16 protein-coding genes are annotated in these 14,454 nt (G+C 63.8%); 8 read left to right on the top strand and 8 right to left on the bottom strand.

Annotated elements, in window-relative coordinates; translation table 11 throughout:
* Positions 1-28 precede the first annotated feature (28 nt).
* Positions 29-469 carry a nuclear transport factor 2 family protein gene (locus E3U23_RS05575; RefSeq protein ID WP_279350209.1) on the top strand — a complete coding sequence of 147 codons (441 nt, stop codon included), beginning with the start codon at positions 29-31 and terminating at the stop codon, positions 467-469.
* On the opposite strand, the gene E3U23_RS05570 is transcribed toward E3U23_RS05575, so the two are convergent.
* From E3U23_RS05570 to purM, 4 genes are read right to left on the bottom strand one after another with little or no spacing between them, the layout of a single operon-like run.
* Entirely contained in the window at positions 459-1,691 is a 1,233-nt protein-coding gene (locus E3U23_RS05570; RefSeq protein ID WP_279350208.1) for a sulfotransferase family protein, read from the bottom strand. The two genes, E3U23_RS05575 and E3U23_RS05570, sit on opposite strands and share 11 nt — an antisense overlap.
* Positions 1,688-1,891, bottom strand: a complete 204-nt coding sequence (locus E3U23_RS05565; protein WP_279350207.1) for a hypothetical protein — start codon at positions 1,889-1,891, stop codon at positions 1,688-1,690. The genes E3U23_RS05570 and E3U23_RS05565 overlap by 4 nt, the downstream gene beginning before the upstream one ends.
* Before the next feature lie 4 nt (positions 1,892-1,895).
* Positions 1,896-2,852: a phosphoribosylglycinamide formyltransferase gene (gene purN / locus E3U23_RS05560; protein ID WP_279350206.1), complete on the bottom strand. Its 957-nt coding sequence runs from the start codon at positions 2,850-2,852 to the stop codon at positions 1,896-1,898.
* Complete coding sequence (gene purM / locus E3U23_RS05555; protein ID WP_279350205.1) at positions 2,845-3,942, bottom strand: phosphoribosylformylglycinamidine cyclo-ligase; 1,098 nt, start codon at positions 3,940-3,942, stop codon at positions 2,845-2,847. The genes purN and purM overlap by 8 nt, the downstream gene beginning before the upstream one ends.
* A 111-nt stretch (positions 3,943-4,053) precedes the next feature.
* Here purM and E3U23_RS05550 point away from each other — a divergent pair, with 111 nt between their 5' ends.
* The 5 genes from E3U23_RS05550 (at position 4,054) to E3U23_RS05530 (ending at position 7,564) form a co-directional block, all read left to right on the top strand.
* Positions 4,054-5,292, top strand: coding sequence for a heavy-metal-associated domain-containing protein (locus E3U23_RS05550; RefSeq protein WP_279350204.1), 1,239 nt, complete (start codon positions 4,054-4,056; stop codon positions 5,290-5,292).
* A gap of 13 nt (positions 5,293-5,305) precedes the next feature.
* The gene (locus tag E3U23_RS05545; RefSeq protein ID WP_279350203.1) at positions 5,306-5,917 is read left to right on the top strand and encodes an ATPase; all 612 of its coding nucleotides are present in this window, start codon (positions 5,306-5,308) and stop codon (positions 5,915-5,917) included.
* A 27-nt stretch (positions 5,918-5,944) separates the two neighbouring features.
* Positions 5,945-6,634 carry a serine O-acetyltransferase EpsC gene (gene epsC / locus E3U23_RS05540; protein ID WP_279350202.1) on the top strand — a complete coding sequence of 230 codons (690 nt, stop codon included), beginning with the start codon at positions 5,945-5,947 and terminating at the stop codon, positions 6,632-6,634.
* A 2-nt stretch (positions 6,635-6,636) separates the two neighbouring features.
* Positions 6,637-6,984 (top strand): DUF2794 domain-containing protein, encoded by a 348-nt coding sequence (locus tag E3U23_RS05535; RefSeq protein ID WP_431732660.1) that lies wholly within the window; start codon positions 6,637-6,639, stop codon positions 6,982-6,984.
* A 67-nt stretch (positions 6,985-7,051) separates the two neighbouring features.
* Entirely contained in the window at positions 7,052-7,564 is a 513-nt protein-coding gene (locus tag E3U23_RS05530; protein ID WP_279350201.1) for a DUF1440 domain-containing protein, read from the top strand.
* Here the strand turns inward: E3U23_RS05530 and E3U23_RS05525 are convergent.
* From E3U23_RS05525 to E3U23_RS05515, 3 genes are all read right to left on the bottom strand, one after another.
* Positions 7,561-8,748 (bottom strand): hypothetical protein, encoded by a 1,188-nt coding sequence (locus E3U23_RS05525; RefSeq protein ID WP_279350200.1) that lies wholly within the window; start codon positions 8,746-8,748, stop codon positions 7,561-7,563. The genes E3U23_RS05530 and E3U23_RS05525 overlap by 4 nt on opposite strands.
* Before the next feature lie 70 nt (positions 8,749-8,818).
* A complete protein-coding gene (locus E3U23_RS05520; protein ID WP_279350199.1) occupies positions 8,819-9,748 on the bottom strand; it encodes an SDR family NAD(P)-dependent oxidoreductase in 930 nt (309 codons plus the stop codon).
* Positions 9,749-9,834: 86 nt separating this feature from the next.
* Positions 9,835-10,503 (bottom strand): HAD-IA family hydrolase, encoded by a 669-nt coding sequence (locus E3U23_RS05515; protein ID WP_279350198.1) that lies wholly within the window; start codon positions 10,501-10,503, stop codon positions 9,835-9,837.
* Positions 10,504-10,565: 62 nt separating this feature from the next.
* Here E3U23_RS05515 and glmU point away from each other — a divergent pair, with 62 nt between their 5' ends.
* On the top strand, positions 10,566-11,933 hold the full coding sequence (gene glmU / locus E3U23_RS05510; protein WP_279350197.1) for a bifunctional UDP-N-acetylglucosamine diphosphorylase/glucosamine-1-phosphate N-acetyltransferase GlmU: 1,368 nt from the start codon (positions 10,566-10,568) through the stop codon (positions 11,931-11,933).
* Positions 11,930-12,208, top strand: coding sequence for an HNH endonuclease (locus E3U23_RS05505; RefSeq protein ID WP_279350260.1), 279 nt, complete (start codon positions 11,930-11,932; stop codon positions 12,206-12,208). Before glmU ends, E3U23_RS05505 begins: the two co-directional genes overlap by 4 nt.
* A gap of 9 nt (positions 12,209-12,217) precedes the next feature.
* Here E3U23_RS05505 and E3U23_RS05500 read toward each other — a convergent pair whose 3' ends face one another.
* A complete protein-coding gene (locus E3U23_RS05500) occupies positions 12,218-14,380 on the bottom strand; it encodes a prolyl oligopeptidase family serine peptidase (RefSeq protein ID WP_347710009.1) in 2,163 nt (720 codons plus the stop codon).
* Positions 14,381-14,454 lie beyond the last annotated feature (74 nt).

Here is a 14,454-nt window from a genome sequence, read left to right as displayed (position 1 = left end):
CGCTTGTGGGTGCTAAAGCGCCCATGGGATGGTGTGGTCTGTATTCTTCGGGAAGAAAAGCAAGCGCTGGCGCGAAGCGTCGGTGAATAATCTGCTGTCCTGCCTCGACGCGGGCGACACCGAACAGGCATCGATTTATCTCGCGGAGGATCTTGTGGTTGCCGATATCGGCGGAGCACGGATCGAAGGGCGTGACGCTTTCCTGAAGCGCGACCAGGCCTTCCGCAAGGTCTACAGCGATCTTGAAGTCCATATTGATCTGACGACGCACAACGGTGACGAAGTGTTGCTGCGCGGCCGAGTGGAAAGTCGACACGAAGAAATTACGGGTACGGCGTTTTGGCGCTTTGCCTTCGAAAACGGCGTGGTCAATTATATCGAGACCATGCGGCAAGGTAACAAATTGACCTTGCCCAAATTTCGCGATCTTCCGGCATCCGTTTCGAGACCTGCCCGCCTTAAAGGCTGACCGCTTCGGCGGGCGGCCTAGGCCGCTCGAGCGCGAAGTCGTCGATCTGCTTGCGGTGGGAAGCGAGCGAGCGTTTCGGAGTGCGGCTTACTTCCGCTTCCATCGCCCGAAGCGCCGACGCATCGAGGGTCAGACCGATTTGCGCGTAAATCTTGCTGACCGCCTCTCTCCAATCGCGATTGAGTTCGGAGAAGCTCACGCGTGCGACCGGTCGATCGGTTCCTTTAAGTCCCTCATCCATCGACGCGCTGCGATACCGCAGTTTCCGGTCGCATTCGGCTTCGACGCGGGTGAGGTCCGGTGAACGGGTTTGATATCCGCTCTGGCATGTGACCATCGAAACGGCGCTGCGCCATACGGCATCGGGATCGCGGGCGGTGGCGACAATGCGGAGGTCCGGAAACGCTGATAGCAAAGCAGGCAGATCTTCGGTGAATTGCGGACACTTCAGAATGCGGGTTTTCCCGGCATTGCCATGATGCGCCGCATCGGTGCGTAGGATACGCGCAAATTCGGCATAGACGGGGCGGGCATCGCGCGCTTCGCTCCACCGGACGAAGGACGGAATGGTCCACTGCGCTTCGTAGGACGGCGGCGAGAGGGCGGCCGCAAGCCAGCCGATTTCCTCGTCGATGCCGGTCGGCGTCACCGGATGCATGATCTGCAGCCAAGGATCGAGTCTGCCGAGCAGGGCCAGGCCGACGCGCGCCTTGAGCGGGCGAAGATCGGGCGAGGACGGGACAGGATAATGGCTGTCGCCGAACCGTGTGCCGCAGTGGCGCGGGTCCGCCGCGAGCAAGCGATGCACCCGCGTCGTGCCCGAACGCATCACACCGACGACCGCGATGGGCGGAGCGATTTGGGTTCGGGCGAGCTTCGGCTTCTCGTTCCACAACCGCCCGAGCTGGTGCCGTTCGCGCACCGCCTTGCGCAATTGTCCATAGGCCATGACGAGGCCGAGCGCATTAAGGTCGGCTTCTTCGCGCAAGGATCGGCATAGCCAGTTCAGCCGTTCGCGAAAATCTGCGACGTCCTCCTCGCTTCGGATCGAACGTTCGTCCTGCGGGGAATAGCCTTTGGCCGCGTCGTACCAGATGCGGTCGGGGTCGAGACTGGGCTTCGATGCACATCCGCGCGCCCATGCCCGCTCCAGCATGGCATTCGCCCGCTCGGCGGCAACTGAGCGGGCGAGGGGATGTGGTCGGGGGGGAACCCGGCTCAATCGCGCGGCCCGTTCCGGCCGGCGAGGCGATATATGACATAGCGCAGAGCGTGCGCGCCCAGCAAAACGGCGGCGACGATCAGGACCGTTTCGAAGGTCGTCGGGCCGTCGCCCTCTTCCTCGCCCACGCCGCGATAGGCGAGGAAGGCAATCCCGATCATCGCGACGAGGAAGAAGAGGAGTGAGCGGGTCTGGCGCATGAGATCAGGCCGCATCCAGCGAGCGCACGGCCGTCTTCGGCGCGACGCTGCGCCAGCTCCGCTCAAGCCAGTCGGCAACGTCCTGCCAGTCCAGCCCCTCGCGGTTAAGGATCACCCCGATCCACCCGCTCGCGCCGTAATAGGCGGGCTTGAAATACACCTCGGGCTGCGCCTCCACGAGGTCGAGCAATTCGTCCATGCTGCCGGTCTTCACCAAAAGCGCGATATGCGGCGCGCCGTGGTGCCGGTCGGCGAAATGGGCGAAATACTTGCCCGATGCCTCCGTGCCGACGCGCCAGCCGGGCGAGCCGTGGCTTTCGCGCTCGTGCGTCTGGGGAAGGGTGAGGGCAAGGCTCCGCACCTTGGCGAGCAGATGCTCGCCGTCGTGCTGGCGCGAGACATACGCGTTCAGCACCTGCGGATAGAGCTGGTGTTCGGCAAACAGCACGCGGCTTGCGAGATCGTCCGTAGTATCGCCCACGAGGATGGCAACCGAGAGTTGGCCGAGCACTTCCCCGGCGTCGAGCTCGCCGGTCACCAGATGCACCGAAACGCCGCCATGCGAGTCGCCCGCCGCAATCGCGCGCGCATGGGTGTCGAGCCCCGGATATTTCGGCAGCAGGGAGGGGTGGATATTGAGCAGCCGCCCGGCCCATTCTTCTACAAACGCCTCGCCGAGGATGCGCATGTAACCGGCGAGAGCGATGTAGTCCGCATCCGCCTTTTTCGCTGCCGACGACATCGCGGCATCATGATCGGCGCGGGCCATGCCCTTATGGGAAAGAGCGAAGGTCGCAATGCCTTCCGCCTCGGCCAGAGCGAGGCCTTTAGCCCCGGGGTCGTTTGCCGCCACAAGGACGATCTCGTACGCCGCGCCGGGCAGGCGGCTCGCATAGAGCAGCGACGCCATGTTCGTGCCGCGGCCTGAAATGAACACGGCAACCCGGGCCTTCTCAGCCATTATGCGTCACCGACCAGTCCTGTTTGGCCGCCCATGTGCCGGCCGATCCGCTGACCGTGCAGCCTTTCTCGCCCTCTACGATCCGGCCGACCGGCAATACGGTTTCGCCTGCCTTTTCCAACCGCGTGCGCACGATTTCCGCCTGTGCCGGCTCGACGGCCAGCACCATACCGACGCCGCAATTGAACGTGCGGGCCATTTCGGCAGGCTCGATATTGCCCTGAGCCTGCAGGAACGCCATCAACCCGGACTGTGACCAACCGTCGGCATCGACCTCTGCATGCGCGCCCGCCGGCAGCACGCGCGGTATGTTTTCGAGCAGACCGCCGCCGGTGATATGCGCCAGCGCATCGATCAGCCCGTCGCGGACCAGCGGGAGGAGGTTGCGGACATAGATGCGCGTGGGCTCGAGCAGGAACTCGATCAAAAGACGATCCTGATCGAACATAGCGGGACGATCGAGCTTCCAGCCCTTGTCCGCCGCCAAACGCCGGACCAGCGAATAGCCGTTGGAATGCACGCCCGAACTGGCAAGGCCGAGCAGGATATGACCGGGCGCAACCCGCTCGCCGGTCAATTGCTCTCCGCGCTCCACCGCGCCGACGCAGAAACCTGCAAGGTCGTAGTCGCCGGGCGCGTACATGCCCGGCATCTCCGCCGTCTCGCCTCCGATCAGGGCGCATCCGGCCTGCTTGCAGCCCTCCGCGATGCCGGCGATTACGCGTTCCGCGACGCCGTTCTCCAGCTTGCCGGTGGCGAAATAGTCGAGAAAGAAGAGCGGTTCGGCGCCTTGCACGATCAGATCGTTGACGCACATCGCGACGAGATCGATGCCCACCGTATCGTGACGGTCGGTGTCGATCGCGAGCTTGAGCTTGGTGCCGACCCCGTCGTTCCCGGCGACCAGCAGGGGATCTTTGTACCCCGCCGCCTTCGGATCGAAAAAGCCGCCGAACCCGCCAATCTCACCATCCGCACCGGGGCGCATCGTGGCCTTGACCAGTGGGCCGATCGCCTTGACCAGCGCATTGCCCGCCTCAATCGAAACTCCGGCCTGTTCGTAGGTGTAGGAAGGCGTATCGCTGCTCATGCAGGAAGCCTTTGCGCATTCGCGCTTGGATTTCCACTGGCGATTGGGCAAAAGGCGCTCGCTTTCCCCATGCGACTTTCCTTTCCCACCTCGCGCGCCCGCCGCTTTGCCATGATCGCACCTGCTTTCGCACTGGCGGGGGCTGGCGGATGGTATGCCTATGCGCAGGTCAGCGGGGACCGCGGCATCGCGCCTGTCGCCGCCACGTCCGATATCGAAGTGCAGGGGATCGAAGTCGATGTAAGCGCCGAAAACGGCCTCGCCGCGCGCGACGAGGCATGGGTAGAGGCGCAGCGCAAGGCGTGGGAAAAAATCGACGGACCAAGCCTGCCGGACTCAACCATCGATTCGCTGGTATCCGCCATCGTCATCCAGCGCGAGCGCATGGGTCCCAAGCGCTATGTGGCAACCCTCGGCGTGGTATTCGACCGCGAGCGCGCATCCCGCTATCTCGGCGCGTCAGGGCAGATCACCCGCTCCGCACCACTGCTGCTATTGCCGGTGACGTTCTCCGGCGGCGTCGAGCTGTTGTACGAGCAGCGTAACGAATGGCAGCGTGCCTGGGCCGAATACCAGGCCGGTGCCAGCCGGATCGATTACGTCCGCCCCAGCGGGTCCGGCGGCGAATCGCTCCTTCTGACCTACGGGCAGACCGGTCGGCGTAGCCGCACATGGTGGCGCAACGTGCTCGACCAGTTCAACGCTTCCGATGTGCTGGTGCCGATAGCACGCCTCGATTACGAATATCCCGGCGGACCGGTTAACGGCACGTTCTCGGCCCGCTATGGTCCCGATTCGATCCTGCTGGAAACCTTTACCATGCGTGCGGAAAACAGTGCGCAGCTTCCCGCCATGCTCGATCGCGCAGTATTGAGCTTCAACGGCATCTTCGAGCGTGCTCTGGCCAGTGGTCGCCTCAAACCCGACCCGACGCTGGAGATCGATGGCGGGGAATTGACGCCCGTAGTCGCGCGGCTGGTGGAACTGGGGCGGCAATACCGGGCGCAGGACGCCGCCGCCGCACGGCGCGATGTGGCGTCACCGAGCGAGAACGCGGAAAGCGATGGTACGATCACCGATGCACCGGTCAACACGCCGCCACCGGAAGGTTCGGTCGCGCTGTATACGGTGCAGTTCGCAACGCCCGATGCGGAGGCTTTCGACAGCCTGCTTGCGGCCGTTCGCGGGACGCCCGGCGTTCGCAATGCCGGCACGCGCAGTACAGCGATTGGCGGAACCTCGGTCATGACGGTGAGCTATGGCGGCTCGATCGGCGAACTTGCCGCCGCGTTGCGCGCCCGCGGCCTCACGGTACAGCAAGGGTCGAGCGCGCTGTCGATTTCGCGCTGAAGATCGCGCGGGCGTGGCGCAGTTCGCTCTTCCTCTATCCGATGGTCTTGCAAGCGGTCCGGCGCAGATCGTGCTGGGCGAAGGCAACCGCGCGGTTGCCGATGCGCTCGGCCGACCGGAAGACTGGCCTTACCGTACCGCCGTCCTTACCGGGCCGCCGCGTTCCGGGAAAAGCCTGTTCCTGCGCTGGTTCGCGGAAACGCCTGACGGAATAGTCATCGATGATGCGAAAAGCGCATCCGAGGACGAAATCTTCCACCTCTGGAATCGCGCACAGGGCGAGGGGCGACCCTTGCTGATCGCCGTAGGCGAGGGCGCGTGGCGCATCGATCTGCCCGACCTGGGAAGCCGGATCGGGGCGGCCCTGCAGCTTCGGATAGGCCCGCCGGACGATGCGATGGCCGCCGACCTTATCCTTTCCCATGCTGCCCAACGGGGCCTTGCTTTGGGCGACGGCGCCCCCGCCTATCTCGTCCCTCGCATCGAGCGCAGCTATGCGTCGATCGAGCATGTGGTCGCCGCGATCGACCGGCTCAGTCTTGAACGCAAGGCGCCTGCCACCATGTCCATCTGGCGCGATGCGCTGGATGCCGTTCAGGGTCCGGAGCAGGGGCGCTTGCTTTGAACGCCGGACGGTGGAAGAATTGAAGTCATGTTCGAACGGCTCACCGCTTACCTCGACTCCATCAAGGCCCGCGATCCCGCCCCGCGTTCGCGCTGGGAAGTCCTTCTCTATCCGGGCGTGCTGGCGATGGGGATGCATCGCGTCGCCCATTGGCTGTTCGAAGCCGAACTGTTCTTCCTCGCCCGCCTGATTAATCACCTCAGCCGCATGCTGACGGGGATCGACATCCATCCCGGCGCGACCATCGGGCGAAACCTGTTCATCGATCACGGCTTCTCCGTCATCGGGGAAACCGCGCATATCGGCGACGATGTGACAATCTACCAATGCGTGACGCTGGGCGGCACGAACCCCACCAACGGCATCGGCGGCAAGCGCCATCCCACGCTGGAGGACGGTGTGATCGTCGGGTCCGGGGCGCAGGTGATCGGCCCGATCGTCGTGGGTCGGCGCGCCCGTGTCGGGGCAAACGCCGTCGTGACGGACGACGTACCGGAAGGCGCGACCATGATCGGTATGAAAGCGCGCAGCACGCTCGTCCCCGCCGAGGAATGGATGCGCGAATTCATTCCCTATGGAACGCCGTGCGACGAGCCGTGCGTGACGCAGACGGACACCACCGCGTCGATCGAGGCCGAGCTTCAGGCGCTGCGCCACGAAGTCGCCGAACTGCGCGCTATCACCTCGCCCGAGAAGCGCAGCGGGACGGACGACTGACCGTGTCTTTCGGCAATACCGTCGTCGCGTTTCCCGGGCGGCGCGAAAACCAGATCGGCTTTACGCGCGAGGAACTGACCCGCATTCTCGACCTGTACGGCCGGATGGTCGCTGCAGGCGAATGGCGCGACTATGCGATGGATTTTGCAAAGGACGCGGCCAGCTTTGCCGCGTTCCGCCGCACTGCCGAACGGCCACAGGCGCGGATCGAGAAGCGGCCCGCATTGCGCAACAAGCAGGGCATGTGGACTCTGTTCGGCGAGCACGGCCAGATCCTGAAGCGCGGCCATGAACTTCCGGGCGTTCTGGCACCGATGGAGCGCCGCCTGCTGAAATCGGTCGACAGCTAAGCGCTTCCCTGTGTCTCCCGGAACGCCCTGCCGCATGAGGGTGTTCTAATTCCAAAGGAGAACACCGATGGACAGTCAGCCCTTAGATCTCGGAAAACATGCCTTGTTTGGCCTCGTTGCGGGCCTCGCCGCGACCGCAGCAACGGCGGCGTTCATGCAACTCGCATCGAAACCGTCGGGCGTCGATCTTCAAGGGGAGGACGAGGAGGGTGACGTGCCGATTGGCTCTCCTCAGGCTGCGACCCGGGCAGTGGACCTTGGGGCGGAGACGCTGACTGGGCACGATGTACCGGACGATGCGAAGGAAGGCGCTACGGGCGCGTTCCAATTCGCGTTCGGCGGCCTTCTCGGCGCGGCTTACGGCGTGGCAGCACGCTTGTTGCCAGAAGTGACGGCTGGACGGGGCACCTTGTTCGGAACAGGTATCTATGCCCTGTTCGACGAGGTTCTGGTTCCTGCGACCGGCCTCAGCGGCGATCCCGAAGATAGCCCGCCCCGTACCCATGCCTTCGCCTTCGGCGCGCATCTCCTGTTCGGCGGCGTTGCGGAAACCGTGCGCCGCCTTCTGGCCGACCGCTAGCTCGCAAGCGGGCGCATTCCGTTTGCCGGAACGACGGCCGCGTCCGGCAGACGATCGCGCCAGCTTCCCGGCAACTGGCGCACCACCGTGTTACGGATGGGCGTCCAGAAGGCGGAGAGCGTCAGCAGGGCTGAGCCGATTACCAGCGCGGTCAGCGCGAAGTTCAGCTCCACCGCACCGAACCGGTCGAACAGGAAGGTAAGGGCCGCCAGCACATAGGCGAGGGCGGAGACAAGCAGCGCGCGCCGGTCGACAGCCAGCGCCACAAAGCCGAAGACCACGTAGATCGCCAGCACGCCGAGCGCCCCGCCAATACCGACCCGGTCGCCGCCGTCCATCACCCCAAGCGAATAGAACACCGGATGCGCGATCATCGGCGCGGCGAGCAGGTGCAGCCAGAAGGCGACGTCGCTGCGCCGCGTGGTTCGTTCGCGATCGCTGATATCCCAGCGCATAGCGAAGGCGAAAATCGCCAACCCGAGGGCGAAAGTGAGAGTCAGCAGGACATTGCCGGTGTTTTCGCCATCCAGGCCGAATGCGGCGTCGAAGCCTGCTACGATCAGAGCAATTACGGTGATCGCTAGGGCAGCCGCGCCCGCTGCGACGGTGATCGGCACCATGAAGCGCCGCCAGTGCAACCATGCGCTGCCGGCTGCTATCAATCCGGCGGCGGCGATCATCAGGCCGCCAGCCGTTTCATTGTCTAATGAACCCGCGGTCAGACCGATGCCGAAAGCCGCGGCGAAGACAGCACCAACGAAGGCGAGCAGAAGAATTATGCTTGGGAACGCCATCCGGCGGCGGCGTGTGAAGAATTCGGCAAGAGGCCAAGCCGTCGCAGCAACGAGAAGGCCCGCGAAGCACGCCGACAATCCATTATTCAATTGATCGGCGGCATTATACACGGCCCACTGAGCATCCGTAAATTCGGTATCCCAAGGGAAGTCCGGATCCGGCGCAATAATGCCCGCGATCGCCTGCCCGATAGCGCCCGCAGCGAGCAGCATGATCACCACGCCGATCGCCACGAAAATATCGTTGAAGCTGTTGATCAGCCGGAAATTCTCTTCGTCGCCGCGCGGCATTTCGCGCACCTGCGTCATATGGGCACGAAAAGATGCCGCCGCCTCGGCGCTCAAGGCACCGGCGGCGACGGCCGAATTGAGATCTTCTTCCGAATACATCGAACGTTACCTTCCCCTGTTCGGGTAAAGACATACGTCCGGTGTATTATTCAGTCAACACGGTAAGCGATCAGCCTCGTGCGGAAGACGGGCCCTGGCCCGTGACCTTCTGCATCGCGGTGAGGATCGCGCCCGACTGTTCGGAACCCGATTGCGGCGCCTTCAGATTGTCGAACTTGCTGATCTCGTCCCACCGTGCTGCGAAACCTTCGACCGTACGGTCCTCGTCCTTCAGCCAGACGGCGTCGTTCATCACGGTCCAGGCGCTATGGAAGCCGCCGGCGCCCGCACCTACGATGGCGTTGCTCGGCGCATCTTCGCTTACGAGAAAAAGTGCGGCGGGCACCACGTTCACCGGGTCGAACAGCTTGAAGGCTTCTTCAGGGAAGAGGTCTTCGGTCATTCGCGTGCCGGCGACCGGGCTCAGCGTATTGACCTTGATGTTGTATTTCGCGCCTTCGAGCTGGAGCGTCTTGGTCAGCCCGGCTAGGCCGAGCTTCGCGGCGCCGTAATTCGCCTGGCCGAAATTGCCGAACAAGCCGGTCGACGATGCGGTCATCAGCACGCGACCGTAGGACTGTTCGCGGAAGGTCTCCCAGCACGCCTTGGTGGCAAAGGCCGAGCCGTTGAGGTGGACCTTGACGACGAATTCGAAATCCTGCGGCTCCATCTTGGCGAAGGTCTTGTCGCGAAGCACGCCGGCATTGTTGATGAGGACGTGTACGCCGCCGAACTTCTCCTTCGTCTTGGCGACCATTTCTTCCATCTGGTCGTATTCGGTGACGCTGGAGCCGTTGGCCATCGCGGTGCCGCCGGCCTTCTCGATTTCCTCGACCACCTGGGCGGCCATGTCGGACGTACCGGTGCCGTCGCGCGAGCCGCCGAGATCGTTGACCACGACCTTCGCGCCGCGCTTGCCGAGCTCGAGTGCGTATTCGCGGCCCAGACCGCCGCCGGCTCCGGTGACGATGGCGACCTTGTCCTTGAAATCGATGCTCATGCGGGAATGCTCCTGTTTGCGTTTACGTAAAGGTTAACTCACGGGCGCGGTGCCATGTTCCGGCACGGGTTGCAACTGCACGCCGATCAGATGCGCCGGAGCGCCGGAATAAGCTGATCGAGCGATTGGATCGTGGCATCGGCACCGAATTCTTCCGGGCTCCGGTCGCAATAGCCGTAGCAGGCGACGACGAACGGCACCTCGGCCGCCCGGGCGCTCGCCATGTCGTAGCTGCTGTCGCCGATGAAGACGATACTGCCGCCGCCGCAGCGCTTGCGCGCCTCGATGATCGGATCGGGTGCAGGCTTGGATCGGCCCTTGCCCATCGTATCGCCTCCGATAACCGTGTCGAACCGCTCTATCAGGCCCAAGCTTTCCAGGACGCCGCGTGCGAAATTCTCGAACTTGTTCGTAACCACGGCGAGGCGGACGTCGTGTTGGCGAAGAGCATCGAGAACCTCCTCGGCATGCGGATAGGGCCGCGTGTGGACCGCGTAGTTCTCGCCGTAATAAGCCAGCATCTCCTTGTAGAGCCGCCGGAATTCCTCGTCCGATACGCCGCCCTGGTTGCCCAACGCCTGATGCAGCATCGCCTTCGCTCCGCCGCCGATCAAGTGCTTTGCCTCGTCCAGGGGTACGGTCGCGAACCCGCCCACGGCGAGGGCGTGATTGACCGCCGTGCCGAGATCGCGGTGGGTTTCGAGGAGGGTGCCATCGAGGTCGAACGCCACGATATCGAAAGGGAATTGCGCCATCGGCAAACGGGTGCAGGATACGCCTTCATTCTGCAAGGAATTGCTGGCATGGCGCGAAGCCTATGAACACGACACGCGAATTCGCCGCTATTGTCCTCGCCGCGGGTAAGGGCACCCGCATGAAGAGCGATCTTCACAAGGTTCTCCATCCCATCGCGGGCCGGCCCATGCTGCATCATTTGCTGGCGACGGTGGATGGATTGGCGCCTTCGAAGAAGATCGTCGTCGTCGGTGCGGGCCGCGATCAGGTGGAAGGCGCGCTTGGCGGATCGGCCGAAACCTGCCTGCAGGAGCCGCAGCATGGCACCGGCCACGCGGTGCAGCAGGCGCGGCAGCAGCTTGGCGATTTTCGCGGCGACGTGCTGGTCCTCTATGGCGACGTCCCCTTCGTGCGAGGCGAGACGATGGAAGCGATGCTCGAGCGCCTCCATGCCGAAGACGCGCCGAAAGTCGTCGTTCTCGGTTTCGAACCCGCCGATCCGCTGCGCTATGGCCGGGTGCTGGCCGATAGCGAAGGCCGCATCGCCAAGATGGTCGAATACAAGGATGCGAGCGAGGAAGAACGCGGCTGCCGCCTGTGTAATTCCGGTCTCATGGCAGCACGCGCCGAAGATATGTTCGCCCTGCTCGAGCGGGTCGGCAACGAGAATGCGCAGGGCGAGTATTACCTCCCCGACATCGTCAACATCGCTATCGCCGACGGCGATACCTGCGCGGCGGTGACGACCGACCGGCCGGAGGAAGTGGCCGGGATCAACTCGCGCGCCGAACTCGCCGCTGCCGAAGCGCAGTGGCAGGACCTGAAGCGCGAAGAGGCGATGGACGCGGGCGTCACCCTGCGCGCGCCCGAGACCGTGTTCTTCAGCTACGATACCGAACTTGCGCCCGACGTGACGGTGGAGCCGAACGTCGTCTTCGGTCCCGGCGTCTCGGTCGCTAAAGGCGCGCGTATTCGGGCGTTCAGCCATCTGGAAGGCGCACGCGTAGGCGAGGATTGCGAAGTTGGACCCTATGCGCGCCTGCGTCCCGGCGCGGTATTGGAGAAGCACGCGAAGGTCGGCAATTTTGTCGAGATGAAGAAGGCGACGCTGGGCGAGGGCGCGAAGGCCAGCCACCTTACTTATCTCGGCGATGCCGAAGTGGGTGCGGGCGCCAACATCGGTGCGGGCACCATTACCTGCAATTACGACGGCTATTTCAAATACCGCACCGTGATCGGCGAGCGGGCCTTCATCGGATCGAACAGCGCGCTGATCGCCCCGGTCAAGATCGGCGCGGACGCTATCGTAGCGGCAGGCAGCGCGGTAAGCCGCGATGTCGAGGCGGGCGAACTGCGCATGGTACGCGCCGAGCAGCTGGTCAAACCCGGCTGGGCCGACCGCTTCCACGACACCATGAAAAAGAAGAAGGCGGCGGAGAAGAAGGGCTGACCAAGGCCCCGCCGACCTGCTGGCTGTGCGAGCGTCCGCTGGGGCGCAAGGTGCAGCAGCATCATACGGTGCCCAAGGCGAAGAAGGGGCGCGCGACCGTGCCGGTCCATCCGATCTGTCATCGCACGATCCACGCGAACTTCACCAATGCCGAGCTTGCCCGCTTCGGCGACGATCGCGACCGCCTGCTCGAGAACGAAGCGGTCGCGAAGTTCGTGCGCTGGATCGCCGACAAACCGCCCGACTTCCACGCACCCACGCGCAGAAGCCGGTAGGCTGTAGCCTTATTGCCCGCCGCTTGCCTGCGCGGTTTCGGCGGTGTCGTCGTCCATCAGCTGCTGCATCAGGTAGACATATTGCAGCGCCTGCAACTTGGCGCGCTGTTCGTTGTCGACGCCGCCCGAATGGCCGCCGGTCATGTCTTCGTAGTAATAATAGGGCTGGCCGAGCGCCTTGAGCTTGGCCGCCCCTTTGCGCGCATGGGCCGGATGGGTGCGATCGTCCGCGGTCGAGGCCCATAGGAACGGCGTCGGATAATCGACGCCTTCGCGAAGGGCATGGTAAGGCGAATAGCTTTCGACCCACGCGCGTTCTTCGGGAATGCGGGGATCGCCATATTCGCCGACCCATGACGCGCCGCGACCGATCAGGTGATAGCGCAGCATGTCGAACAGCGGGATCTGGACGATCGCCGCGTTGAACAGGTCGGGACGCTGAGTGAGGGCGGTGCCTACCAGAAGGCCGCCCTGCGAGCCGCCTTGCACGCCGAGATGTTCGGGCGAGGTGAAACCGCGGGCAACGAGATCGTCGCCAACCGCCTGGAAATCGTCCCAGGTCCGCTGCTTGTTCTCGCGCATGGCGGTTTGGTGCCAGCCGGGGCCGAACTCGCCGCCGCCGCGCAGATTGGTGAGCACGTAGGCCCCGCCGTTCTCGAGCCAGAGCTTGCCGGTCGCGCCGAGATAGCTTGGCAGCATCGAGACCTGATAGCCGCCATATCCGTACATCAGCGTCGGCGTGGTGCCGTCCATCGTCATCCCGGCGGGCTTGACGATGAAATACGGGATTTTCGTGCCATCCTTGCTGGTGGCCTCGAACTGCTCGACGTCCATTCCGGCCTTGTCGAAATTGACCGGGCTGGTTTTCAACACGGCGGGAGCGCCGCTACCGTCGGTGTAATAGAGCGTCGTCGGATCGAGGAACCCGCTGACGGTGTACATGATCTGGTCGGTCTCGTCCGACGCGGCTGCGATGCCCAGCGTCGCATTGTCGGGCAGGGCTACGGGGGTCTGCACCCAACGCCCGTTCTCGTAATCGAACTTCACGATCTTGCCGACGACATTGTCGAGCATCGAAACATACATCGAATCGGCGGTGCTTGCGGCGCCTTGCCGGGTCTGTCGTTCTGCCGGAGCCCAGACCAGCGTCTTGGGCGCGCCGTTTGGGTCGGCCTTGAACGCTTCGAGATCGACGGCGACGAGAGAGTCCGCCGGGAATGTCTGCCCGCCGGTTTCCCAATCGACATCGGTCGAGAACAGCAATTGGCCGTCGACGATACCCTGCAGACCCGCCTTGCGCGGAATGTCGAGCTCGACCCATTCCCCGTTGTGCTCGATGAAGTTTCTCGTTTCGTGGAAGGAGACGCTGCGATAGGCGGTACGGGCTTGAATTTCGCCCGAACTGTCGCGCAAATCGTAGGCACCGGCCGATACGTCGCTCGGCTCGCCGCGGAAGATTTCGCGCGCTTCGGAAAGCGGCGTGCCCCGTTTCCATTCGCGAGTGGTGAAGGGATATTCGCTTTCGGTCAGCGTGCCTTCGCCGAAATCCCGACTGACGAGCAGAGTATCGGCATCGACCCATGCCGCGCCGCCCTGGCTCTTGCTGTCGATGACGAAACCGCCATCGACGAAGCTTTTGGTCGTCGTATTGAATTCGCGCAGCACCGTCGCATCTTCGCCGCCGTCTGACAGCGCGACCATGCAACGGGTCATTTCGGGCGGCAGGCAGGTCGAACCCTTGTAGACCCATTCGCGCCCCTCGGCTTCGCCCAGAGCATCGATATCAAGCACGGTTTCCCATTGCGGACTATCGGTGCGGTAGCTTTCGAGCGTGGTCCGGCGCAGCAGGCCGCGCGGATTATCCTTGTCCTGCCAGAAATTGTAGAGACCGTCGGGCCGGAACGAGACATAGGGAATGCGATCCTCGCTGTCGTAGATCGCGAGCGCTTCGTTCTTCAACTCCTCGAACCGCGGGTCGGCGGCAAGGGCCGCCATGGTGCGCTCGTTCTCGTTCGTGACCCATTCGAGCGCTCTATCGCTGCGCGCTTCCTCAAGCCAGATGAACGGGTCCTGTTCGGGGCCGGGCACGCCATCTTGCGAAGCGTTCTGGGCGGCGGCGGGAGTTGCAATGGTCATGGCGACGGCCATTGCCAGCGTCGATGCGAATTTCAAAGGGGCTCTCCTCCAACTAACGGGAGAGGCCTAGCCTTTGCACGCTTTCAGGGAAATAGCGGTTCGACCGAATG

It is taken from the genome of Erythrobacter litoralis (genome assembly GCF_029760855.1).
GTDB lineage: Bacteria > Pseudomonadota > Alphaproteobacteria > Sphingomonadales > Sphingomonadaceae > Qipengyuania > Qipengyuania litoralis_A.
This window is presented reverse-complemented; position numbering and strand designations above follow the sequence as displayed.